We start from the raw sequence: 24931 nt of genomic DNA on the forward strand, positions 1-24931 counted from the left end.
TTCAAGTTCTTCCTAGGCTGTTTGCAGACTTTGTAGGTCAAGCCAGAGGCTTTGAGCCGAGAAATGACGGTTTTCTAGGAACAGATGACTAGACCGCCGTCGAACGGGTTGCGAAAACGCGGCAGATAAAGTACAAGTGTACTTATTCAGCATCCCCCATGGTCGCCTTAATTTGATCCACAAATTCTTGATGGTCGATTACCGGCTTCGAGATATAGCCATCGGCACCACTCTGGCTCAAAAAATTCTCGCGATCGCCCTCCATGGCGTGGGCTGTCACCAAAATCACCGGCAAGTTAGCCGTAGCGGGGTCGGCCTTTAACAGCTGGGTAATCTTGATGCCATCCATGGGCTTGCCCTGATACATGCTGTGAGCCAGCGACACATCCATTAAAACCACGTCAACCTCACCACTGCGGGCAATGGTCATCACCTCTTCGACATCTTCTGTGTGCTTAACCGCCAGGCCCCCACGCTTGGTCAATATCTTAGAAAATACTCGGGCATTTACCAGGTCGTCTTCAACGAGTAAGACGGTCTTCATTACGTGTGTCCATCCCTGTCATCAGCGAAATATAGTCTTTGAACGGAAATAATTGGGTTGATGCGCCAGCTCTATCTAGACAGCGACAGCCCTGGCGCTCCTGGGTAAGCTTTTCTAGGCAAGTGCCCCATGGCGGGTAGACTAAATTGCCTAAACGCTTGCCATACCCACAAGCTTGCCTATAAGTTACAGCATTGTTAACGCCGATTTATCAAGGCCGATTAAATTTAGACCGTGCGTTAGGCCTCGAAATGCCGATTTGGGCCTAGGCTATGGCTAAACTCAGCTACGGCTCGGTCTATCCCGCCTACCCCGTTCCCCTTTAGTCTCAATCCAGGACCCCCGCCCATGGCCGACCAACTCGACATTCTTGCCTCTGGGCAAATTGTGCCTACCTCGCTCCACACCGAGGTGCAGCGGTCGTACCTGGAATACGCCATGAGCGTGATTGTGGGCCGGGCGCTGCCCGACGTGCGCGATGGCCTCAAGCCGGTGCACCGCCGCATTCTTTACGCTATGCACGAGCTGGGGTTGACCCCCGATCGCCCCTACCGCAAGTGCGCCCGCGTCGTCGGCGACGTGCTGGGCAAATATCACCCCCACGGCGACCAGGCGGTGTACGAGGCTTTGGTGCGTATGGTGCAGACGTTCTCCAGCCGCTACCCATTGCTGGATGGCCACGGCAACTTTGGCTCAGTCGACAACGACCCCCCGGCGGCCATGCGCTATACCGAGACGCGCCTGTCGCCGATCAGCAACGAGGGCATGCTGACCGATATCAGCGAAGCCCTGGTCGACTTTAGCGACAACTTTGACAGCTCCCAGCAGGAGCCGGTGGTGCTGCCCACCCAGCTGCCCAACCTGCTGCTGAACGGTTCTTCGGGCATTGCCGTGGGCATGGCCACCAACATTCCGCCCCACAACATGGGCGAGGTGATCGACGGCCTGGTGGCGATGATCGATCGGCCCACCCTCTCCGACGACGAGCTGTTTCGCCTTATCCCTGGTCCCGACTTCCCGACCGGGGGCGAGATCATCGGCACCGAGGGCATTCTCGACGCCTACCGCACCGGGCGAGGCAGCATCCCGATTCGCGGCATTTGCCAGTTTGAAGAAGTGCATCCAGGTCGGGGGCGGCAGCGGCGCAACGCGATCATCGTTACCGAGCTGCCCTACCAGGTGAATAAGGCGGGGTGGATTGAGAAAATTGCCCAGCTGGTGAACGCGGGGCGGCTGGAGGGAATTGCGGATATTCGCGATGAGAGCGATCGCGACGGCATGCGGGTCGTGATCGAACTCAAGCGCGATACCCCCGCCCACCGGGTGCTGCAAGACCTCTACCGCACCACGCCGCTGCAAACCAACTTTGGCGTAATTATGCTGGCCCTCGACAACGGTCAGCCCCGCCAGATGCCCCTGCGCGACGTGATGCAGGCGTTTCTCGACTTTCGTGAAACCACCCTCACCCGCCACTACCAGCACCAGCTCGAAAAAACCGAAGCTAAGCTGCACATCACCGAGGGGCTGCTCACCGCGCTCAACAACCTTGATGCGATCATCGACATTTTGCGCAACGCCGCCGACGGCACCACCGCCAAGCAGATTTTCCAGCAGCAGTTTGACCTCAGCGAGCGCCAGTCGGATGCGATTTTGGCCATGCCCCTGCGCAAGCTCACCGGCATGGAGCGCCAGGGCCTAGAGAACGATTTTGCCGAACTCAGCCAGCGCCGCGACGATCTCACCCGGCTGCTGAGCGATCGCAAAGAGCTGCTCAAGGCGATGAAAAAAGAGCTGAAGGCGCTCAAAAAGAGATTTAATGACCCCCGCCGCACCCGCATTCAAACCGACGCTGAACGGGCAGAAGAATCGCAGCAGGTCGGAGACATCATTGCCGAAACCGTCGAAGAAGCGACGGTCGTGGAGTTTACCCAAAAGGGCTATGTGCGGCGGTTTTCCCAAAAATCCTACCAGCGGCGGCAGGCCCGACTAGAGGTTGATACCAGCGCCAAGCTCCACGAGGTAGACGACGACCCGGTGGTGCAGGTTGAAGCAGCCCTCACGACCCACGAGGTGCTAACCCTCACCCGCGATGGTCGGGCCTTCACCGTTGCCGTCGAGGCTGTCCCTGCCAACCCGCGTCAGGGCAAGGGAGCGCCCCTGGTGCAGCTGCTGCCGGGTTCGGTGCCATCTGCCGCCGATGCGATCGTGGCTCGGTTGGTGCTTCGCGACGATTTGCTAGAGCACGACCTGATTCTCGTCACCCGCAAGGGCAAAATCAAGCGCGCCCCGCTCAAAGAATTCACCAATCTCACCGGGCGCGGCCTCACCGCCATCAAAGTAAAAGACGGCGACGAGCTGGCCTACGTCACCCTGGCCGAGCCAGGCGACGACCTAGTCCTGGGAACGACCGGTGGCAGACTGTTGCGCTTCCCGATCGACGATGACAACCTACAAGTCATGGGCCGGGCAGCTCAGGGGCCCCAGGGTATTCGCATGGGCAAGCAGGAAACTCTGACCGGCTGTGTGGCCGTGCAGTCGAGCAAGGATTGCCTGCTGCTGGTGTCGGCGGCGGGTTATGCCAAGCGGTTGCCAGTAGAAGGTTTGCGGGTCGCCAAGCGCGGCGACATTGGCACTCAGTCGTTCCAATTTAGCCTCAAGACCGATAGCCTGATGGCGCTGCTGCCCGCAGTACCCAAGGAAGCCGTTACGGTGTTTACCAGCGCCGATCGCACCGCCGTCATCCCCATCGAATCGGTGCCTCGCCAGGGAAGGACTGGGGAGAGCGATCGCATCGTCAAACCCAGCAAAGGCGAAACCATTACCCAGGTCATTCGTGTAACTGTGCTTGATCCAGATGCTAACAACGGGGCGGTATCAGAATAAAGCTAGGATAGTTTCGTAGAGTAAGCGTTGGTTCTAGGCAATACCTGGCTTGTGTTAAATGACGCTCTACTCAACTTCAACTGAGGGACGCCGATGTCATTCATCACGTTCAAAGCACCGATCAAAGATGGGATGATAGAGATTCCTGCAGAATACAAACAAGCTCTAAGCGGTACTGACCAGGTCGAAGTGACGATTTCGACTCAATTCAACACGGCGAAGACAGGCTTGATTGCAAAATTGCTTAAAAATCCTATCGTAGTCGATGATTTCGTGCCCCTCAGCCGCGAGGAAGTGCATGACCGCAACCGCTAAAACCTACTGCCTAGACTCAAATATCTGGCTGTACGCCCTGCTGAAAAACCGTCACTCTACCTCAGAAGATCTTCATAAGGCTCAAGTTTCTCATGACTTAATTGATGCTTCAGGGGTTGTTATCAGCATTCAGGTAGTTAACGAGGTTTGCGTCAATCTCATCAAAAAAGCACAATTTAATGAATCTCAAGTTCAAAGCTTGATTCAGGACTTTTACAATGGCTGTCGAGTAATTGCACCTGATCAGGCTCTGCTGACCCTTGCATCTGAGACCCGTGACCGCTACAGTCTTTCTTTTTGGGATGGGCTGATTGTTGCTGCCGCTTTAACAGCCAATGTATCTACCCTCTACTCGGAGGATATGCAAAACAATCTCAGGGTTTTCGATCAACTTACGATTACCAACCCCTTCCTCTAAATTTATCTGTAGATCCTTATTTCTATCGCCCAACCTGCCGTGGCCCAAGTCGCAATCGAAAACGTTTACAAAACCTTTCCTAAGTCTCGCCAATCCCACGGGGCAGAGGCTACTGAGCCAGATGCCGAACCAGATGCAGCGGCGGTGCTCAAGCGCATCAACCTTACCGTTGAGGATGGCGAGTTCATGGTGCTGGTTGGCCCCTCGGGCTGCGGCAAAAGCACTCTGCTGCGGCTGATCTCGGGGCTGGAGGCGATTACGGGGGGCAGCATTTGGGTGGGCGATCGCAAAGTCAACGACCTGCCCCCCAAGCTGCGCGACACCGCCATGGTGTTCCAGAGCTATGCCCTCTACCCCCACCTGACGGTCTACGACAACCTCGCCTTTGGCCTGCGCCGCATGGGGGCCGACCTGAGCAAATCCCTACCAGAACTGGAAGAAAAACCTGTACCCCTCAGCGACTCCCCCGCCAACCAGGAGCTAGAGCGCTTGCTCACCGAAAGCCGCTGGTGGGAGAAGCCCTTAGTCTCAATTACGCGCCGGCTACCTCCTAGCCTACGCTATGTCTCTGAGGCCGAGCGCCTGATCGACGAACGGGTGCGGGCCGTGGCCAAGATGCTGCAAATTGACCTGCTGCTCAACCGTCAGCCCCGGCAGCTCTCGGGCGGGCAAAAGCAGCGAGTGGCATTGGGTCGGGCCATGGCTCGAAATCCCCAGGTGTTTTTGATGGATGAGCCCCTGTCAAACCTGGATGCCAAACTGCGGATGGAAACCCGCGCCCAGATTGTGAAGTTGCAGCGGCAGCTCGGCATTACTACCATCTACGTCACCCACGACCAGGTGGAGGCCATGACCATGGGCCACCGCATCGCTGTGATGAATCTGGGTCAAATTCAGCAGGTGGCCACTCCGCTAGAGCTGTACAACCGCCCCGCCAATCGCTTTGTGGCTGGCTTTATTGGCTCGCCGCCAATGAACGTCATTCCGGTGCAGGTGCAGGCTCCATTTTTGCTGGTGCATCCCGAATTTCGCCTATCGCTACCCAGCAGTTGGGACGATCGCCTGCTGCCCTACGACAACCGCGAAGCACTGCTAGGCATTCGCCCTGAGCACCTCAGTTTGGCCCTACCCGCACCTAAGAATATTCGCGGTCATGTCACCCACATGGAAGCCCTGGGCAGCGAAACCTACCTGACGGTGCGAACCAAGGATCTAACGCTGCTAGCCAAAATTCCCCCCGACGAGGTGGTGCGAATTGGCGATGAGGTGTGGCTAGCGATCGCCTCCGAAAAAGTCCACCTTTTTGACCCAGAGAGTGACGCCTCCCTTTGGAGCTGCTAACCTTTTGTAGCCGCAGAGATCTGCAACAGCAGATCTCTGCGGCTACAAGCCGCGCCAATAAGGGAAAGCACCTTGCGTAAACCCCGTTCTGGTAAAACCCAGCTGCTCTCAGGGCTGACGCTGATCGGCACTATGGTTGTGGCTTTTGTCATAGTGCAGGCTCCCTGGGCGCACCCGCTTCGAACCTTGGTGCTGTTGGCTCTCCCCGGTGCGCAAGGTGCCCTAACCGCCAAAAATACACTCAACCGGAGCCGTCTAAACCATTTTAATGGAGTGCTGGCGATCGCAGAGCTGATCGGGGCAGGGCTGCTAGGGGTAGCCGCCGCAATCGCCTTGCTAGGTGCTAGGTCGCTGCCGGTGCTCTATAGCAGCTGGGTTATCGCCGCGATCGCCACCCTAATTCTGGTGTTCGCTGCCGCCCTTGAGCTGCTGCGAGCGATGAGCCGCAGGCGAAATCTGCGCCCGGTGTTGCTCAAGCTGTTGCTGCAAAGCCTAGCGCTGATTTTTTACGGCCTGCTGCTGCTGTGGATGGGGCTGCTGTTTGTGCTATCGCTAACGGGCGAGTCATACATGGGGAACTAAGGGGGGAGCGAGCGCCCCAAAAGCTTGCCAATCGACCCAGCTACCTCCACCTAATCATTCATCCTGCCGCACCTTTAGATTGATCTGCTTAAAGACTGCACTGGATAGCATTTGCCCTGCCACCGCTACCTTTTGACCATCCACCCAGGCTTGCTCCAGGGTTGGCCCATGCAGGTGCAGGTTTACTCGCTTATAGGGAAACTCGTAGTCTCCCTGCGATCGCCAGGTGAGGGTTAAGGTCTGCCCCTGCTGGCTGAGGTGCCACTGGTCTAATCGCGAGTCGCCGTAGCCTTCCCCGGCGTCGCTGTAGAGCTGGCCCTGGCTTTCCCACTCCACATCAGAGCCTAAGGCCGGCGGGTAGAGGTGCAGGGTCAGGTCTTTACCTTCAGCCAGGGGCAAAATGCTGCCCCCCCTTACCAGCAGAGGAATTTGCTCCAGCGGGGTCGGTAGCTCGACGGTTTGCCCGCCCTGCCATAGCGTGTCATCCCAAAAGCTGTACCAATCGCCGGGGGGGAGGGCAACTTGGCGGCAGCGCTCTCCCTGGGTCATCACTGGACACACCAGCAGCGCGTCCCCCAGACAAAAGGCATCCTCTCGGTTCCACAGATTTTCATCGGCCGGGTTCAGCCAGAACAGCGGGCGCACAGGGGGATGTCCCTGTTCAGCGGTCTCCCACACCAGGGTATAGAAGTAGGGCATTAGCTGCTGACGGAGCTGCAAAAAACGGCGCGCAATGCTGAGGCAGGGTTCGCCGTAGGTCCAAGGGGCGCGATGCCCCACGCTGACGGCGCTGTGGGTGCGGTAAAAGACCATAAAGGTGGCCATTTGAAACCAGCGCAGGTACAGTTCAGGCCCCGGATTTCCCAAAAACCCGCCAATGTCAGGGCCGCAATAGGCTACCCCCGACAGCCCCAGACCCAAAACGGTGGCTACGGTCTGACGTAGCGCCTCCCAGGTCGAGACGATATCACCAGTCCAGGTCCAGGCGTAGCGCTGCAGCCCTGCCCAGCCCGATCGCGTCACTACGAAGGGACGAATGTGGGGTCGATGGCTTCGCAGGCTTTCGAAGGCGGCACGGGTTTCAAGCATGCCGTAGACGTTGTGGGCTTCGCGGTGGTCGCCGCCGCGCCCCTCTAGCTTGTGCTGGGTCGCTAGGGGCAGGGTGGGGTCGCCCCAGGCTACAAAGGCCGCCGGTTCGTTCATGTCGTTCCAAAAACCGGCTACCCCTGCCTGCAGCAGGTAGGAAAACTGGCGGCTCCACCAGTCGCGCACAATCGGGTCGGTAAAGTCAGGGAAGACCGATCGCCCCGGCCAGACGGGGGCAACCACCAGATCGCCGTTGGCGTAGGTGCAGAAGGCGTCGAGAATTTGCCCCTCTAAGAACAGGTTGCTGTGGCGGTTGTGCTGAATGCCGGGATTGTTGATCGCGATCAGCCGCACGCCATTTGCCGCTAGCTCCGCCGTAAACTGCCGAAACTTGGGGAACCGCTGAGGGTCAATGGTGAAAGCGCGGTGGTTGACCTGGCAGTCAATATCCACATGCAGGGCGCTGAGGGGCAGGTCGTGTTGCTGAAAGTTTTGCACCTCCTGGCGCAGGGTGGCCTCGGTGCGGTAGCCCCAGTGGGATTGGTGATACCCCAGGGCCCAGCGGGGTGGCAGGGGTGCCCGACCAGTGAGCTGGGTGTAGCGCTGCATGAGCTGGGGTGGCGCACCGATCGCTAGGTAATAGCGCAGGGCACCGGCCTCAAATGTGGTGGTAGCTTGCTGGCCCAGCCGTAGCTCGCCCCGAAAGGTGTTTTCGTAAAACACCAGATAGCTGCCTTGCCGGTGTAAACCCAGGTACACCGGAATGCAGATATACATCGGGTCGGTGCCGGGTTCGTAGATGTTGCCGGGGTCGTAGTTCCAGAACTGGTAGGTTTTGGTCTGGGCTGGGCCGCTCTGCTCTGAAACTACGGGTCGCCGCAGGTTAAAGGTTGCCGCCCGTTCCCCCAGGCCGTAGAGGCACTCTTCGTCCCGCAGGGGGGTAGTCTGCTGCCACCCTTCTCCCAAACGCTGGGGAGGGAGTTCTTGGCGAATCTGGCCGGTCTGATCAGCGATCGCCAAACTGCCGTCCCAACCTACGCTGATCGTGAGTTCAGAACTAGAAAGCACCCATCCCTGAGACTGCTCTTCTAGTTGGGTGGTGACGGCGGGCCAGGGGTGGTCGGCTAGGCCATAGGGCAAAGGCAACCGACCGGGCTGCCAAGTGACGCGAACGAAATCTGGTGTTAAAAAGGCGAGTTCGAGGGAGGCGTGCTCAAACTCAATCTCAGCGCCCCGCTTGGTGGGGGTGGCATGAAGTCCTTTGCCTACGACCGTGGGGGCAGTTGCTGGCGGGGTTTGGTAGAGGCGATCGCGGCGATCGCGCTGCCACGAGTACCAAATCGCGTAGGGCATGTACCTCAAAAACCACAGGGCTTGCAGCACAAATTTCAGCCTTAGCCAGAGTGGTTTTAGCACAGCCATCCTTTTGCTTGCCCCCAAGTGATTCCTCTTTGTCAGGCTAGGGGCAAGCTGAGGCCACGACTTCCCCTAAAGGCCCAAAAAATTTGTCTACCCACAGAGAGAATTAGCCCTTAGCCTATTCCCCCCTTCCCCCTCCGCCCGCAGCTAGATGGGAATAACCCTTCCGCTAGGATTTAATGGGGCCAAACACTTCGCCTTATTTTGAGAGCAGCTGTGCCTTTTTCTCCCTATCTGGCTATCAATCAGCAACTAGCTGCCCGAGGAATTAAGCCCCAGTACGTGACCGGCATGGATTCTGCCACCCAGGGGCTACAGTCGGCGGCCAGCTATCTCAACGGAAAGGATTTGCCAGCTGGGGGTCCGGTGCCTCAGCTGGCGGTAGGGCTGGCTCAGGCCATCGGCAGTTTGCCCAATGCAATCAACGATGCCATCATCACCGGGTTAGGCTGGCTCGATGCCTCTAGCCCAGGGGCTCTAGAGCAAGTGCGGTCCGAAACCTTGGCCCAATGGGCGGTCAACCAATACCCCCAGCGGCAGTATCCGGCGATGATGGTGGGCTCCTCTAACGGAGCGGTCTCTCATCTGTGTGCGGCCCTGGGCATTCCCTGGCTGCCCCAAACCCTGCTGGTTTGTGCTCGCCACTCAAGCGACAAAGATGACCCCAAGCAGGCCTTAACCTGGGCCAAAGACCGAGTGCAGCGTTTGCTAGCGGCGAATCCCGACCTGGCGGCCTACCAAATGCACGACCCCAACCAGGACCGGTTGAAGGTGGGACAGGTGGCCTATTTTCGGCTCAAGCGCAGGCGGCTGGGGGCCGCCTATCGGCAGTTTTTGCAGCAAAACTTGATGCCAGGGGGCACCCTGTTTTTGGTGGAATGTCAGTACAAGTGGCCGGCCACCCAGGTCAGCGATCGCCATTTCTTTCAGGTGGGCGGCAAGGGCGGCATCCATCGCGCAGAATATGTCGAGGGTAGCCCTCGGGTAGCAGAATTTCTTAAGCAGCAGGGGTCTGAGCATAGCCACTGGCACAGCCCCCCCTCTGACGGCGACTGGCCCGAGGCAGAATGGGGCTTTGAGCCGGCTCTGCGCGAAGATGCGATCGCCTTTGCCGAGGAGAACGGCTTCAAGGTACAGCGGATTATGTTTGACGATCCCCAATCCCTCAGTCCGTTGGTGGCCGACCTGCATCGCTGGTGGTACGACCAGCTGGGTGTGCCCAGCGATCGCCTGCTGGCCGAGTCGTTTGTCTACCTGCACCCCTGGCTATGTATGCGCCTGGGTCTGGTGCCCTACTGGACGGTGTTTAACGACCAAACTTCCCTGGGGTTGCTCAAGGACTATTTGCAAACCACCGAACCCTACAACGATATCTATCTCACCCTGTTTTCCAATGGCATCAACTCGCTGGGGATTGCTCCGATTGAGCAGTGGCGATCGGAAATTTTGTCTCAGGCCCACCGCCGAGGCGAGTTTTTGGGCGTCAAAGAGCAGCGCTTTCCGCGAGACAATGCCTCGATCATTCAGCACTACCTAGACCTGAAGCAGATGCCAGGGCAATTCCCCATACCTGAGCCGCTAACCCTGCACCAGCTTGGAGAATTTTTGGAGCAACGAGGCGATCGCTATGCCGTAGATTGGTTGAGCTAGCCCTTCGCCGCATCGCTTAGGGCGCAGTGAAAATCACTGTGGCTTGTTACCCAACTCGCCCCATCAGGCGTTGGTTATTCTAGGTGCCCTACACCGGGTGGAAGAAAAATGAGGCTCCGAGAATGGCGAAGGTGGAGAGCAGCAGCACTCCTTCCAGCCAGTTCGATTTGCCATCCTGGCTGATTAGGTTGACGACGGCGACGGCGATGACAACGGCGATCGCCTCAAAGGGGCCAAAGTTCAAATCCATAGGCTGGCCAATAAAGTAGCCGATGATCACCAAAACGGGGGCTACCAGCAGTGCCACCAGCAGGCTCGACCCCATGGCGATCGACACCGACAGATCCATGTTGTTCTTCACCGCCATCCGCACAGCGGTGACATATTCTGCCGCACCGCCCACCAGAGGCAGCAAAATCACTCCAGTAAACAGGTCGGTCAGCCCGAGGCTATTGGCAGTTTCTTCCACCGCTCCCACAAAAATTTCCGACTCAACGGCCACGCCAATCGTAGCGGCCAGCAGCACGCCAATCCAGAGCACTAGATTAGGCTTCTCAGCCTCGCCGTGCCCACCCTCACCGTGAGCGCCCTCTTGGTCGCTTACGCCCACGTCGTAGAGGTAGCTATGAGTCTTCAGAGAAAACAGCAGCGTTAGCCCATAGACCACAATCATCACCACCGCCACGGTCAGCGACAGGCGGCTAATGGCAGTCGGCTCCACAATATTTGAGGTGTTGATCACCATGGCCGGCAGCACGATCGCTGTCACCGCCAGGGCCATGGTGCTGCCGTTAATGCCCGCCACGTTTTGGTTAAACTCCTGCTCTTTGTAGCGCAGCCCGCCAAAGAACATCGACAGCCCCAACACCAGCAGCAGGTTGGCCAAAATCGACCCGGTAATGCTGGCTTTGACAATGTCGATTAGCCCCGCCTTGAGGGCGACCAGGGCAATAATCAGCTCGGTAGCGTTACCAAAGACGGCATTGATCAACCCACCAATGGTCGGTCCGGTCACCACCGCTAGCTCTTCGGTAGCGGTGCTCAGCCAAATCGCCAGGGGCACAATGGCCAGCGCCGACAGCACAAATATAGTTAGGGCACCCCACTCTAGCCGCTCTGCTGCGATCGAGATCGGAATAAAGAGCAGCAGGCCCAGGGAGACAATGTTTTTTATCGACATAAATAACCAGTTAAAGGAATAGGTGGGCCAGGAAGAGACAATACTTCACCCATGCAGCATTTTTCTGCCCATTCTCGGTTGAGAGGCTGTTCTGCGCAATCACCTTAGCAAATTCCACCAGCAAAGCACCCGTAACGCTCTCACAGAAATGGCCTAAGCGCATACGCTTCTCGAGCACCGCAGTCGCCGAACCAACTTGTGCCGCTCGGCTACCCCGCCAGCAGTTGCATCATCTGCTCTTGGCTAAGTACATTGCCCACTACCCGCCGTACGGGTTCTGGAGAAACCTGAATCAGGGTTGGGGTCGCCGTGATATTAGCGGCCTCGGCTTCGTCAGGGTGAGTGGTGACGTCAATTACCTGAAGGGTGTAGGCACCAGGCAGGGTTGACTCTAGCGTGGTGTACAAAAACCGCAGCATTTTTTCGGTGACAGCCGTGTCGGTAGCCCTGACAAACAGCTTGAAGCAGTGCGCTTGGGGCAGCGGGTCAACCGCTAGCGGTATTTCCAGCAGCGGTGTAGTGGGAGTAGGGACAGCGATCGCCTGCTCGACGCGCATCACCAAATCGTGGCATTCCCATAGTTCGGGAAAGGTGGATTGGTACGACTCGATCAGCGCTACCGAACATTCTTCAGCGCTGGTGTAGTTGGGCTGCCACTGCAATTCCCCTAGGCTAAACAACGCGTTGAGCAGGGGTTGAAACCGTAGGACTCGGGGGTAAGCCTCGGCCACGGTCACAGGGGCTTGAGTAGCGGAGTTAACCCAGCGATCTACGGTGGCGGTAAAGCAGGGCAGCAAAAAGTAGGGCGGCTCCGGCAGCTCCAGGTGGGTTTGTAAAGCCGCACAGAGGTCGATGTGCCAGTGGGCCCGCTTTTGCTCATCGATGCAGTAGACGCAGTCGCCCCCTGGAGTAAAGAGGGCAATACCTTTAAAGCTAGAGGCGACTGCACCAACCGCAGCGCCATTAGACACGGCCGCGCAGCATTTGGGCCATCTCGTTTTGCTTGGGCGACATTTCCAGCGCGGTCTCTTCGGTGATCCGCCCTGACTCGTAAAGGGCGTAGAGCGACTGGTTCATGGTGCACATACCGTCGAAGGTACATTTGGGAATCAGCGCTTCGACTTCGTCGAGTTGGCCCCGCAGAATGTAGTCTTTGATGGCATCGGTGTTGATCAAAATGTCGTGGAAGGCGGCCCGCTTGCCGTCGGTGGTGCGGCAGAGACCTTGGGCAATCACCGCCACCAACGACTCCGCTAGGGAGACCCGCACCGGGGCCTGCTGCTCAGGCTCGTATAGGTTGAGAATCCGCTCTACGGTCTTAACGGCGCTGTTGGTGTGCAGGGTACCCATCACGAGGTGACCGGTCTGAGCTGCTTTCAGGGCAGTGTTGACAGTTTCTTTGTCCCGCATTTCACCCACCAGAATGATGTCTGGGTCTTCCCGCAGGGAGGCTTTGAGGGCGTTGTCGAATTTTTGGGTGTGCATGCCCACTTCTCGCTGTTTGATCAGCGATCGCCGGCTGGTGTGCACAAATTCCACCGGGTCTTCGATGGTGATGATGTTTTTGGGCATCTCGGTGTTGACGTAGTCAATCATCGCCGCCATGGTGGTCGACTTACCCGAACCCGTAGGCCCAGTCACCAGCACCAGCCCCTTGTGGTAATGGCACACATCGCGAAAGATCGGCGAGAAGCCTAGCTGGTCGAGGGTGAGAATTTTCACCGGAATCAGACGCAGCACCATAGCAGGGCCGCGCAGGGAGTCAAAGATGTTGATCCGGATGCGGGTGAAGTCGTACTGGGCAGCTCCGTCAAAGTCAAGAGTTTGGCGAAACTCTTGAATCTCTTCGGGCTTGAGGATTTCTTCCAGCCAGGCGTAGAAGGTGGCTTCGTCGGTGACGGGATACTCGGTAGTTGCGATATCGCCGCGATCGCGGAATCGTGGCACTTCCCCCACGCCCATGTGAATGTCTGAGAAGCCCTTATCGAAGGCCTCGCGCACAATTTTCTCTAGGGTCAGCCCGCTGCCCACCTTGAGGGTTTCTGCTGCCTTAGGCATGGGTGGCGGCGAAGGCGGACGGTGGCGGGCTTGCCCTGGGGCAGGCGCAGCTTGAGCGGCCGGAGCTGAGGGCTGATGCGCTACTGGAGCTTGACCGACCGGAGGCTGATGTGCTGCTGGAGCGGCTGGGGCTGGGGGCTGATGCGCTGCTGGAGCCTGACGCGCTGCTGGAGCCTGACCAACCGGAGCCTGGTGGGCCGCTGGAGCGTGACCCGCTGCCGCTGCCTGGGCTGCCGCTTGACCTGCGGCACGCGCAGCAGCCTGGGCTCGAGCTTGAGCTGAGGCTTGGGCCTGGGCCGCCGTCTGGGGAGGTCTGGGCGGTGGCGGTGGTGCAGGTTGGGCCCCGGGGGCGTTGGGTAACTCAGCCATGAAAGGGTTCTCCATGATGGACTCGACAGCGACAGGTACAACAGCTGGGCCGGGGCAGGGCAGCCCGCATGCCCGTGGAATACAGTCAGGTTGCCCACATTGGGTGCAGAACTTAGCTAGTCCGTTACCTCTGGCAATGCCACGACAGTCTAACAACAGTCGCAGGATTTAATGGGCTGGCTATAACCCCTGAGTATACAACCTGTGCCCAATTAGCTCATCAGCGTGCGCCCTAGCAGGTGGCCGTGGCTAAATACCGATCGCATCAGCCCCCAGCGCACTGGGTTAGGCGCACGGCCAAATAGCCCCAGCATGGCCTGCACCACCTCGGGCAACGAGAGATTGTCGGTCAAAAACCCGGCCCAATCATCGGTGGATAGGTTAAAGAAAGCATTAAAAAACTGATGCAGCTGCGGCGCGTCAAAGGCCATCAAATTTTCGAGGCCGAAGAGATAGAGGTAGTGCTTGCGCACACGCTCGGCGGGCCAGAGGGCTTGCCAAGCCTGGTAGGCCGCTTGGTCAGGGGTAGTTTGGGATGAGCTGAGGGCAGATGCGATCGCCCCAGCCAGCCCCGGCCCCCGACGCAGCAGTGCCCCCACCATATAGCCCGACGCCGGATGTACCATGCTAGCGGCCCCGCCAAAGCCCACCACTCGCTGAGTAAAATCGGGCAGCGGCTGGTTCATCGGAAACAGGCACCGCTCCACATGGTGTGTTTCTTTAATCTCAATGCCCCAGTGGCCTAAACGCTGGTGAAGGCGCCGCTCAAGCGTCTCCATCGAGATCGCAGGGTGGTGAGCCAGCGAGGTTTCTTCTACAAAGTACACTCCATCGCCTAAATCCATCGCATAGAGAAACGTAGGCGGTTCCTGACGCTGGGCTGGCGTAAGGTAGTCATCGCGGAAGTCCATCAGCACCATCTGCTGGGGGTCGGTAGGCGGCTTAGAGAACCGCCCCACAACGCCATAGGCCGCCTGAAACGCCAGTTCCGGAGCCTCCGGACGCTGCACTAGCGCCGTCTGGTGCCCCGTAGCATCGACCACCAACCGGGCAGTAAGCATTTCACCCGCTGCGGTAGTCACTTGGGTATGGGTAGGCCTGTGCTCGATGTGAACGGCTTTATCCCGATGCCAGGTGACCCGGTGCTGCTCAGCCTGGCCCAGCCAGTGGGATTGCAGGCGATCGTTGCTCAGCAACCCATACTCGCGGTGCAGGGGCACAGGGCCGCTGTTGACGTACATCACGCAGTCCTTCCAGCGATGCTCTAGAAACGGCACCAAACCCACATCTTCGAGTTCATCAACCCAGATGCCATAGGTGTTGGGCCAGGGGTGCGCCGGATCGCCTAGGGCCAACCCCTGCACCGCCAGCCCTGACTCTGCTAGGGCTGCCACTAGCGACAGCCCCGCCGGCCCCGCGCCAATGACCAACACATCCTGCATGAACTGCTTGCAACCTCGTTTGCTGTGAACCCCTATCTTACAAAGATTGCGGTCGTTATTGGGCAGATCGAGGTTAAGGGGGGGAGGGTGCGGGCGGCAGTAGATAGACGCTTCGAATGCTCCCTAACTCTAATCTCCCCCGCCCGCAGCCGGGCGATGTATCATTCAGAGGCGATTTACCGAATATTGTGGCCATGGCAAATCTTGCAAGCGATCCCAACGTACTGGCTACGGTGGTGGGCATAGTGGCCCTAGCCTTGGCCCCTTTGGCGTTTTTGCTGTGGTTTTTCTACACTCGCGACAAGCTCAACCCAGAGCCGCGAGGGCTGGTGCTCAGAATTTTTGGCTTAGGAATTCTGGCGTTTATTCCAGTATTTTTGGTGCGGCAGTTTGTTCCCCTACCGGCCTGGCTAATGGCGGTGGTAGTGGTACCAATTGTGGCGGAGCTGATTAAGTTTTGGGTGGTGAAAGCGGGCGTCTACAACCATCCTGAATTTGACGAACCTGTGGACGGGATTATTTTTGCCGCCGCTGCCGGCTTGGGATTTGCCACCCTAGAGGTGATTGGCTCCATGCTCTACGCCTACTTCGCTGTAGCGCGGCTAGGCGTACCGGGAAATGCCTTGACCGCCGCCTGGCCCGCCGTGCTCAGCATGTTTGCCCTGCGGGGACTGCTGAGCGCTCCTGGTCATGCCCTGTGGTCGTCGCTGTGGGGCTATGCCCTGGGGATGGCAAAATTTGCGCCCAGTGGGCAGGGTAGTGGGCTGGTTCGCAACGGCCTGGTGGCGGCCATACTGTCCCACGCTGCCTTTAATGCCCTGGCGCTGGAGACGAGCTGGTGGCTCAACCGGGTGGGCCTAGTGCTAGTGATTGCGGTGCTGTGGTTTGTGGTGATGCGCTGCCTACGCTACGCCCTAGCCCTGACTCCTAAAACTCAAGACAGCTCCAGGGCATGACAGGGTGAACAAACGGCAAGGGCCAGCGGCGTCTGCCCTTGCCCCTGAGTGAGGGCCGATCTACTGCTGCATTGAGACAGACCTCTACCCTTCCCCTCATCTCGAATCAGTACTGCAATAGGACAGTGACCGGCACGTCGGGGAGCTTGGTGCGGCCTTCTAGACCCACTAGCTCAATTACAAAGCCATACCCGGCAAGGGTGCAGCCGGTTTGCTCAACTAGCTTGGCGGCGGCGGCGGCCGTGCCCCCTGTGGCAATCAAATCGTCAATAATTAGCACCCGACTACCCGCTGGAAAAGCATCTTGGTGCAGTTCGAGGGTGTCGCTGCCGTATTCCAGCGCGTAGCTGGCCGTGTGCACCGCAGCAGGGAGCTTGCCGGGCTTGCGCACTGGGGCAAACCCCACTCCTAGCTTGTAGGCCAAGGGCATGCCAAAGATAAACCCCCGCGACTCAATGCCCGCAATGTAGTCGGGGCGATAATCCTCCACCTGCTCGGCAAACAAGTCGATGCTGTATTGCAGCGCGGTGGGGTCACCTAACAGCGGCGTGATGTCGCGGAAGAGAATGCCGGGCTTGGGGAAGTCGGGAACGTCGCGGATGTGGGCTCTGAGATCCATCGGGGTGCAGGTAAAAGCCGTTGCCATGGTATCACCGTGGGGCATTGGGCGGTGAGGAAGATAGGGGAGATGGTGAAGCTGAGGAAGATGGCAAAGGTTTCATCCCCTAACATGGTCGTTTTTCTATCGCCTTGTTGTGGAGAAGTTGTCGAACCAGCCGCGTTTCCAGAAGAAGTAGATTTGCAGCACGGCAATCACGGCCATCACTGAGAGACAAATGATGTAGCCCCAGTACCACCCCAGCTCAGGCATGTTCAGGGGTGATTTTTCGGTGTCGAAGTTCATGCCGTAAACGCCGGCAATAAAGGTGAGGGGAATGAAAATGGAGGAGATCACCGTTAACAGCTTCATCACTTCGTTCATGCGATTGTTGATGGAGGAGAGGTAGACATCCATCAGGCTGGAGGCGATTTCGCGATAGTTTTCGATGATGTCGACGACTTGCACAATGTGGTCGTAGACGTCTTGCAGGTAGACGCGCACTTCCTGGCTGATGAGATCGTCGCTGTCGCGAATCAGGCCGTTGATGACGCTGCGCTGGGGCCAGATGTATCGACGCAGCTTCATTAGCGCCCGGCGCATGCGGTGAATTTTTTTGATGGTGGCATTGGTGGGGTTGGCAACCACTTCTTCTTCAAGATCTTCAAGGGTTTCGCCAATTACCTCTAGCACCGGGAAGAAGCTATCAACGATGGTATCCATCAGGGCATAGGCCAGGTAGTCGGCCCCCTGGGTGCGAATGGTGCCGGTACCCCGCCGGATGCGATCGCGCACCGGGTTAAACGAGTCCCAATTTGGCTCTTCCTGAAACGTGACTAGAAAGCCATTGCCCATGACAAAGCTCACCTGCTCACTGCCCACCCCAGAACCGGTTCTTTTGGGCTGCACCATCTGCATGATGATCAGAATTTTGTCGTCGTAAAAGTCGATTTTGGGACGGTGAGGCACATTGACAATGTCTTCGAGTATCAGGGGGTGGAGGCCAAAGGTCTGACTGATTTGCCGCAGGATGTCTTCGCTACCCAACCCGCGGGCATCGAGCCAGGTGACAGTTTCGGGTTTACCAAGAGCCTCGCACTCAACCGGGTGGTCGATGGTAGCGGTACGCAGGGTGTCGGGGCCATAGTCCATCAAATGCAGCTCTGTGGGCAGGGCATCGTCAGGAATATTCAGCGTGCCCGGGAGCGTACCGGGGGTCGAATAGTTGAAGTCAATCAGTTTCTTTCTGCCCTCGCGGGGCGAGGCGTTGAGGGTGTTAACAGCCGCCGCCCTCAACGCCTCTGCGTCAACTCGCTCGACCCGTGCCTGATTAGCTTGGCCCGGCGAGGAGGATGGGTGGCCCCCTGGGTTTGGTGTGCGGCGCGACATGGCTCTGACTCTCAACGATTCCACATAAAGCATAGGGGCACAGCCGTAACTGTGCCCCTATGGGTTAAGCATTTATTCAGAGATGACTGGGGGCAGACTACATCATGCCCATGCCGCCCATGCCACCCATACCGCCCATGCCACCCATGCCGCCCATGCCACCCATGCCGCCCATGCCGGGGTCACCAGCGGGAGCGGGAGGCTCAGGGATATCGACCACGAGGGCTTCGGTGGTGAGGAGTAAGCCTGCGATCGAGGCCGCATCTTGCAGACCAGAGCGCACGACCTTAGCTGGGTCGATAATGCCCGCCTGAATCAGGTCTTCGTAGGCACCCGTGAGTGCGTTGTAGCCCGTGGGGAAGCTCATGGCCTTCACCTTTTCGACAATCACAGAGCCGGGTTGGCCAGCGTTGTCGGCGATTTGCCGCAGGGGCGCTTCCACAGCCCGCATGACAATGTCTACACCGATGGCTTCCTCAGCGCTGAGGGAAGCTTTGAGCGACTCCAGCTTGGGGGCCAGGTGCAGCAGGGTAGCACCGCCACCGGGGACGATGCCTTCCTCTACAGCAGCCTTGGTGGCGCTAAGGGCATCTTCGATGCGCAGCTTGCGATCTTTGAGCTCGGTTTCGGTGGCGGCCCCGACTTTGATTACGGCGACACCGCCAGCTAGCTTAGCCAGGCGTTCGGAGAGCTTCTCTTTGTCGTAGTCAGAGTCGGTGACGGCCAGCTCTTTACGAATTTGAGCGATGCGCTTGTCGATGTCGGCTTTGTTGCCCGCATCCGACACCAGGGTGGTGGTGTCTTTGGTGATGGTGGCTTTAACAGCCAAGCCCAGCATGGACAGGTCGGCGGTATCAAGGCTGAGGCCGACTTCTTCAGAAATTACCTGGCCGCCAGTGAGTACTGCGATATCTTGAAGCATGGCCTTACGGCGATCGCCAAAGCTCGGTGCTTTCACCGCCGCCACATTCAGCACGCCGCGGGCTTTGTTGACCACCAGGGTCGCCAGAGCCTCGCCTTCGATGTCTTCAGCGATGATCAGCAGAGGAGCACCCTCGCGGGCTACCTTCTCAAGCACCGACACCAGATCTTGAATAGAGCTGATTTTTTTGTCGACGATCAGCACGCGAGCGTTGTCAAGCTCGGTCACCATGCGCTCTTGGTCGGTGACGAAGTAGGGGGAAATGTAGCCGCGATCGAACTGCATCCCCTCGACAACATCTAGCTCGGTGTAGAGAGACTTTGATTCTTCCACGGTGATGACGCCATCTTTGGTCACCTTATCCATGGCTTCGGCAATCATTTTGCCAATTTCTTCGTCGCTGCCAGCGGAGACAGTGGCGACCTGGGCGATAGTGGCGTTGCCTTCTACGGGCTTGGCCACGGCGGCGATTTCGTTCACCAGCAGGGCAACGGCTTTCTCAATGCCGCGACGCAGGCTGACGGGGTTGGTGCCTGCCGCCACGTTCTTCAGACCTTCTTTAACCATGGCCTGGGCCAGCACGGTGGCGGTGGTGGTGCCATCGCCCGCCAGGTCTTTGGTCTTAGAGGCTACCTCTTGCATGAGGCGAGCACCCATATTTTCAAAAGCGTCTTCTAGTTCGATCTCTTTGGCAATGGTGATGCCGTCGTTGACAATCTGTGGTGCCCCGTACTTTTTCTCAAGTACGACGTTGCGCCCCCTGGGGCCGAGGGTGATTTTAACGGCGTCGGCTAAGGCGTTGACGCCTTTTTCGAGGGCCTGCCGCGAAGCCTCATCAAAGGAAATTCTTTTTGCCATGTCGTCCTGTCTTTCAGCTCTCCAGAGACAAACTTAGCACTCACTATGTCAGAGTGCTAACCTCGCTAGAGTACCGCTGCAGGAGACGGTCGGTAAGTCGCAATAACCGATCCTCTACGGCGGAGGGTGCCGTTTTTCCTAAAATGGGGAAATTTCTTGTGGGTTTTGCCGAGCGCTTTGGGACGTGAGAGCGAGCAAGGCCTAACAGAAGGACGGATGTGAATGATGGGTTAGGCGGCGATCGCACCACTCGTCTAGCAGTTTAGCAATGTTGGCCTCGGCCTGGGGCAGCATAACAGCCCCGGTGCGATCGCCTAACCCTTTTCGCACATCAATTACCAGGCGAGCAAGTGGGTGCATGGCAATTCCTTAAGCAATATATGCTAGATATCAGGGCAAAAATTAAAACATTTAGGATCAAAGACGGCGACTACTGCATAAATCTTCTTGCAATATGTGTTGAGAAAAGCGGCGATCGACGACCTCAAACTCAACATCAAAAGTTTTCAAACGTCTGATGCATTTGAATTGTTAGGTGGCAGAGATTTAGCGAATTTTATCAAATCTGGATTCAAGTGATCCCACGGTTGAGCACTCGAAACATAAAGGTCTACCTGAGGCTTAAACCAACTTGGATCGTCTAAGCTCCCTGCTTGAATACTAATAAAATCAGCATTCGCACGTGAACCAAATAATCGGGAACCACAATGAGCACAGAAGCCACGACTAATCGGGTTGCCGCTATCGCCTATCACCTCATAATATTTGACTTCTCCCAAAATAGTTACAGTATTGCGAGGTACCATCAACGCCGCAGCAAATGCGCTTCCTGTCGCTCGCTGACAATCCCGGCAGTGACATAATCCCATTGCGATAGGTTTTGCCGAACATTCGTAACGGATCGCTCCGCACATACAGCCGCCAGTAAAACTTGTTGACATAAAATCCGCCTCATCTTTCTACTCACGAAGGCTCTTTAAACTTGAAGAACATACATAGTCTTCTGTATCTTATTCAACCCCAAATAGCTCAAAAGAATTGATTGTGGATAGTCCAAGGACGCCTCCATCAGCAATCCTTAAGAAATTGTTTTTTGTACTGGCGAATAACTTTTCGATTCCTGCTCTTACCCATCGCTCAAGCTATCTAACTATGTATTAAATAGCAGATACGCCGGGTTGAGAGCCCTGATATTTAATATAATTCAGCAGATCTACAAGAGAATATCCAAATCTAAGAAACCGACCATTATACTTGCCGAATCAGTCCGCAAGATTTAGGAATTATTCAGCGCATTTGGAAGTTGAGCATGGGGCTTTTTGGTATTATTCCTCGCCTTTGCTGGACAATCCCTTGAAATCAGGAATTGTCCAGCATCTATTTATGCTATCTCCGCGTTGTTATTCTCAAAGAGTCGAGCCTGTTACGCAACCAATCTACATCCCCACATACTCCTGGAGGGACTTCACCTGGAGGGGGTGTTGTTGCAGGGATTGGATGGCCGAGGCAGTCGCCTTGGCTCCCGCAATTGTGGTGATGATCGGTACCTTGTAGGCCAAAGCTGTGCGGCGAATTGAGCGATCGTCCTCCTGGGCAGTACTGCCGGCTGGGGTGTTAATAATCAGCTGAATTTCGTTGTTTTTGATTGCGTCTTCAACATTGGGGCGGCCTTCGTGGACTTTGAGAATGAGGTTTACGGTGAGCCCCTCATCCATAAGGGCGGCGCGGGTGCCGGAGGTAGCGATCAGGTTGAGGCCCATGTCGGCCAGTTCCTTGGCAACAGGGATGACGGCGGCTTTGTCGCGATCGTTCATGGAGATAAAAACGGTGCCAGCGAGGGGCAGCTTTTGGTTGGCCCCTAGTTCGGCTTTAGCGAAGGCTTTGCCGAAGTCGGCGTCGATGCCCATGACTTCTCCTGTAGAGCGCATTTCGGGGCCGAGCAGGGCGTCGGTGCCCGCAAACTTATCGAAGGGCAGCACCGCTTCTTTAACGGAGATGTGTTGGGGAATTACCTCTTCGGTAAAGCCTAAATCGGTCAGGGTTTTGCCCGACATCACCCGCACCGCAATCTTAGCCAGGGGATGGCCGATCGCCTTCGACACAAAAGGCACTGTGCGCGAGGCGCGGGGGTTGGCCTCGATGATGTAGACCTGGTCGCCTTTGACTGCAAACTGAATGTTCATCAGGCCGATCACCTTGAGGCGCTTGGCCAGCTTTACCGTCCAGTCGCGGATGGTGGCGAGGGCAGCGTCGGGCAGGGTCATGGTGGGAAGGGAGCAGGCCGAGTCGCCGGAGTGAATGCCCGCCTGCTCAATGTGCTCCATAATGCCGCCGATGACGACCTGACCGGTATGGTCGGCGATCGCATCCACATCTACCTCAATCGCATTCTCCAAAAACTTGTCGATCAAGATTGGATGGTCGGGCTCCACATGCACCGCGTAGGTCATGTAGCGCTCCAGATCGGTGTCGGAGTAGACAATTTCCATAGCGCGGCCACCGAGCACGTAGCTGGGGCGCACCACTACGGGATAGTCGATCTGCTGGGCGACCTTGAGGGCATCTTGGTAGCTGCGGGCCATACCGTTAGGGGGCTGCTGAATGTCGAGTTCGCGCAGAATGGCCTCAAAGCGTTCGCGATCTTCGGCGGTGTCGATGGAGTCGGGGGAGGTGCCCCAGATTTTGGTGGGGGGATGGATGGGGGGATTAGCCGAGAGGTCGGCAGCGGGCAGGAAGGCGAGATATTGCTGGAGGGGGACGGCGAGCTTGAGGGGGGTTTGGCCACCAAACTGAATGATGATGCCGATGGGGTTTTCGGCTTCGATGATATTGAGCACATCCTCTTTAGTCAGGGGCTCAAAGTAGAGGCGATCGCTGGTGTCGTAGTCGGTCGAGACCGTCTCGGGGTTGGAGTTGACCATGATCGTCTCGTAGCCGTCGTCGCGCAGGGCAAACGACGCGTGGCAGCAGCAGTAGTCAAACTCGATGCCCTGGCCGATGCGGTTGGGGCCGCCGCCGAGAATCATCACCTTGGGGCGATCGCTGGGCAGCACCTCGGTCTCGTCTTCGTAGGTGGAGTAGTAGTAGGGGGTAAAGGCCTCAAACTCAGCCGCGCAGGTATCGACGGTTTTGTACACCGGAATCACGCCCAGCCCCTTGCGGTAGTCACGCACGGCGTCTTCGTGGGTGCCGGTGGCGTAGGCGATCTGGCGATCGCTAAAGCCCTGGCGCTTGACCGCCCGCATCTGCTCATAGCTCAGCTCTGTCAGGGGAGTGCGCTTGAGAAACTTTTCCGTCTGCAACAGGCCGGCTAGCTGGTTGAGAAACCAAGGGTCAATGGCGGTGAGGTCGAAGATATCGTTGACCGTCAGGCCCAGCTGCATGGCGTGGCGCAGATCAAAGATACGATCGGGGTTGGGGGTGCGCAGCTTGGGGCGAATTTCGTTGAGGCTGGGCAGCTTTTCGGCGCGATCGCAGCCCCAGCCCGCCCGGCCAGTCTCCAGCGATCGCAGCGCTTTCTGGAACGACTCCTGGAAGGTGCGGCCGATCGCCATTGCCTCGCCCACCGACTTCATCTGGGTGGTCAGCGTCGAGGTGGTGCCAGGGAATTTCTCAAAGGCAAACCGGGGAATTTTGGTCACCACATAGTCGATGGTGGGCTCAAAGCTAGCCGGGGTCTTCTTGGTGATGTCGTTGGAAATTTCGTTGAGGGTGTAGCCCACCGCCAGCTTGGCGGCAAATTTTGCGATCGGGAAGCCCGTCGCCTTGGAGGCCAACGCCGAGCTGCGCGACACCCGAGGATTCATCTCAATGACGATGAAATCACCGTTGTCGGGGTTGACCGCAAACTGAATGTTTGAGCCGCCGGTCTCCACGCCAATCTCGCGGATGATTTTGACCGAGGCATCGCGCAGGCGCTGGTATTCCTTGTCGGTCAGGGTTTGGGCGGGAGCTACGGTGATCGAGTCGCCGGTGTGCACGCCCATGGGGTCGAGGTTTTCGATCGAGCAGATGATCACTACGTTGTCGGCCAGGTCGCGCATCACCTCCAGCTCGTACTCCTTCCAGCCCAGCAGCGACTGCTCGACGAGAATCTGCGACACCGGGCTGGCGTCGAGACCCGATCGCGAAATAGTTTCAAACTCCTCCTGGTTGTAGGCGATGCCACCGCCGGTGCCACCCATGGTGTAGGCCGGGCGAATAATCAGCGGAAATGTGCCGATTTGCTTGGCAATCTGCTTGGCCTCATCCATGGTCTCGGCCAAGCCTGACGGGCACACGGGCACCTCTATGCGCGCCATCGCTTCTTTAAATAGCTTGCGATCCTCCGCCATTTCAATGGCTTCGAGCTTGGCCCCAATCAGCTCGACGCCGTGGCGCTCTAGCACGCCGGTTTTGGCTAGAGTCACCGCTAGATTCAGCGCCGTCTGGCCGCCCATGGTGGGCAGCATGACGTCGGGGTGCTCCCGCTCGATCACCCGCTCCACGATTTCGGGAGTCAGCGGCTCAATGTATGTGCGGTTTGCCGTCTCCGGGTCGGTCATAATCGTCGCCGGGTTGGAGTTGATCAGCACCACCTCGTAGCCCTCTTCCCGCAGCGCTTTGCAGGCCTGGGTGCCAGAGTAGTCGAACTCGCAGGCCTGACCAATGACAATCGGGCCAGAGCCGATCAGCAGAATCTTTTTGATGTCATCACGGCGGGGCATAGGCTGCACGGGTGCGTAGGAAAAATCCAAATCATTCTAAGGGTTAATTGCCAGATTCGTTTGCTTAGGTTGCGGCATTCCGGCGGGATTCTCCAGGGCTGCGAGCCAATGTCAGCGTTTAGTGAATTTAAGCAAAACTCCCGAACTGAGGATGAGGGGTACAGGGTTTCAGGTGGAGGGTTTAAGGGGCGACACCAAGCCCTGTCCCTGACACC

The 24931-nt window shown here is 57.6% G+C and carries 19 protein-coding genes; 7 read left to right on the forward strand and 12 right to left on the reverse strand.

Features of this window, described 5'->3' with window-relative positions; all coding sequences use genetic code 11:
• Positions 1–142: 142 nt before the first annotated feature.
• Positions 143–544 carry a response regulator gene (locus tag H6F59_RS14705; RefSeq protein WP_190514744.1) on the reverse strand — a complete coding sequence of 134 codons (402 nt, stop codon included), beginning with the start codon at positions 542–544 and terminating at the stop codon, positions 143–145.
• Between the two features lie 348 nt (positions 545–892).
• Between H6F59_RS14705 and gyrA the strand changes: the two genes are divergently transcribed.
• From gyrA to H6F59_RS14730, 5 genes are all read left to right on the forward strand, one after another.
• Positions 893–3427 carry a DNA gyrase subunit A gene (gene gyrA, locus H6F59_RS14710; protein WP_190701307.1) on the forward strand — a complete coding sequence of 845 codons (2535 nt, stop codon included), beginning with the start codon at positions 893–895 and terminating at the stop codon, positions 3425–3427.
• Between the two features lie 93 nt (positions 3428–3520).
• Positions 3521–3742: a hypothetical protein gene (locus tag H6F59_RS14715; protein ID WP_190701312.1), complete on the forward strand. Its 222-nt coding sequence runs from the start codon at positions 3521–3523 to the stop codon at positions 3740–3742.
• The gene (locus tag H6F59_RS14720) at positions 3726–4160 is read left to right on the forward strand and encodes a PIN domain-containing protein (RefSeq protein ID WP_190701315.1); all 435 of its coding nucleotides are present in this window, start codon (positions 3726–3728) and stop codon (positions 4158–4160) included. Before H6F59_RS14715 ends, H6F59_RS14720 begins: the two co-directional genes overlap by 17 nt.
• Before the next feature lie 39 nt (positions 4161–4199).
• The gene (locus H6F59_RS14725) at positions 4200–5501 is read left to right on the forward strand and encodes an ATP-binding cassette domain-containing protein (protein WP_190701320.1); all 1302 of its coding nucleotides are present in this window, start codon (positions 4200–4202) and stop codon (positions 5499–5501) included.
• A gap of 72 nt (positions 5502–5573) precedes the next feature.
• Positions 5574–6083 (forward strand): hypothetical protein, encoded by a 510-nt coding sequence (locus tag H6F59_RS14730; protein ID WP_190701323.1) that lies wholly within the window; start codon positions 5574–5576, stop codon positions 6081–6083.
• 54 nt (positions 6084–6137) lie between these two features.
• Here H6F59_RS14730 and H6F59_RS14735 read toward each other — a convergent pair whose 3' ends face one another.
• Positions 6138–8522 (reverse strand): TIM-barrel domain-containing protein, encoded by a 2385-nt coding sequence (locus H6F59_RS14735; protein WP_199325796.1) that lies wholly within the window; start codon positions 8520–8522, stop codon positions 6138–6140.
• A gap of 282 nt (positions 8523–8804) precedes the next feature.
• Between H6F59_RS14735 and H6F59_RS14740 the strand changes: the two genes are divergently transcribed.
• Entirely contained in the window at positions 8805–10238 is a 1434-nt protein-coding gene (locus H6F59_RS14740; RefSeq protein ID WP_190701331.1) for a hypothetical protein, read from the forward strand.
• Between the two features lie 88 nt (positions 10239–10326).
• Here the strand turns inward: H6F59_RS14740 and cax are convergent, their stop codons facing one another.
• From cax to crtL, 4 genes are all read right to left on the reverse strand, one after another.
• Entirely contained in the window at positions 10327–11418 is a 1092-nt protein-coding gene (gene cax / locus H6F59_RS14745) for a calcium/proton exchanger (protein ID WP_190701335.1), read from the reverse strand.
• Between the two features lie 209 nt (positions 11419–11627).
• Positions 11628–12389, reverse strand: coding sequence for a circadian clock KaiB family protein (locus tag H6F59_RS27350; protein WP_190701337.1), 762 nt, complete (start codon positions 12387–12389; stop codon positions 11628–11630).
• Positions 12382–13845, reverse strand: coding sequence for a type IV pilus twitching motility protein PilT (locus H6F59_RS14755; protein ID WP_242021481.1), 1464 nt, complete (start codon positions 13843–13845; stop codon positions 12382–12384). Before H6F59_RS14755 ends, H6F59_RS27350 begins: the two co-directional genes overlap by 8 nt.
• A gap of 212 nt (positions 13846–14057) precedes the next feature.
• Complete coding sequence (crtL, locus tag H6F59_RS14760) at positions 14058–15287, reverse strand: lycopene beta cyclase (RefSeq protein WP_190701343.1); 1230 nt, start codon at positions 15285–15287, stop codon at positions 14058–14060.
• 194 nt (positions 15288–15481) lie between these two features.
• On the opposite strand from crtL, the gene H6F59_RS14765 reads away from it, so the two are divergent.
• Positions 15482–16243 (forward strand): PrsW family intramembrane metalloprotease, encoded by a 762-nt coding sequence (locus H6F59_RS14765; RefSeq protein ID WP_190701346.1) that lies wholly within the window; start codon positions 15482–15484, stop codon positions 16241–16243.
• A gap of 106 nt (positions 16244–16349) precedes the next feature.
• Here the strand turns inward: H6F59_RS14765 and H6F59_RS14770 are convergent, their stop codons facing one another.
• The 6 genes from H6F59_RS14770 to carB form a co-directional block, all read right to left on the reverse strand.
• Entirely contained in the window at positions 16350–16862 is a 513-nt protein-coding gene (locus tag H6F59_RS14770) for an adenine phosphoribosyltransferase (RefSeq protein WP_190702121.1), read from the reverse strand.
• A 123-nt stretch (positions 16863–16985) separates the two neighbouring features.
• A complete protein-coding gene (gene corA / locus H6F59_RS14775; RefSeq protein ID WP_190701350.1) occupies positions 16986–18230 on the reverse strand; it encodes a magnesium/cobalt transporter CorA in 1245 nt (414 codons plus the stop codon).
• A 97-nt stretch (positions 18231–18327) separates the two neighbouring features.
• Positions 18328–20010 (reverse strand): chaperonin GroEL, encoded by a 1683-nt coding sequence (gene groL / locus H6F59_RS14780; protein ID WP_190701353.1) that lies wholly within the window; start codon positions 20008–20010, stop codon positions 18328–18330.
• 201 nt (positions 20011–20211) lie between these two features.
• Positions 20212–20370: a hypothetical protein gene (locus H6F59_RS14785; protein WP_190701356.1), complete on the reverse strand. Its 159-nt coding sequence runs from the start codon at positions 20368–20370 to the stop codon at positions 20212–20214.
• A 146-nt stretch (positions 20371–20516) separates the two neighbouring features.
• A complete protein-coding gene (locus H6F59_RS14790) occupies positions 20517–20951 on the reverse strand; it encodes a GFA family protein (protein ID WP_190701359.1) in 435 nt (144 codons plus the stop codon).
• Positions 20952–21446: 495 nt separating this feature from the next.
• Positions 21447–24716 carry a carbamoyl-phosphate synthase large subunit gene (gene carB / locus H6F59_RS14795; RefSeq protein ID WP_190701374.1) on the reverse strand — a complete coding sequence of 1090 codons (3270 nt, stop codon included), beginning with the start codon at positions 24714–24716 and terminating at the stop codon, positions 21447–21449.
• Positions 24717–24931 lie beyond the last annotated feature (215 nt).

Origin of the sequence: Nodosilinea sp. FACHB-141 (assembly GCF_014696135.1) — a bacterium.
Taxonomy (GTDB): domain Bacteria; phylum Cyanobacteriota; class Cyanobacteriia; order Phormidesmidales; family Phormidesmidaceae; genus Nodosilinea.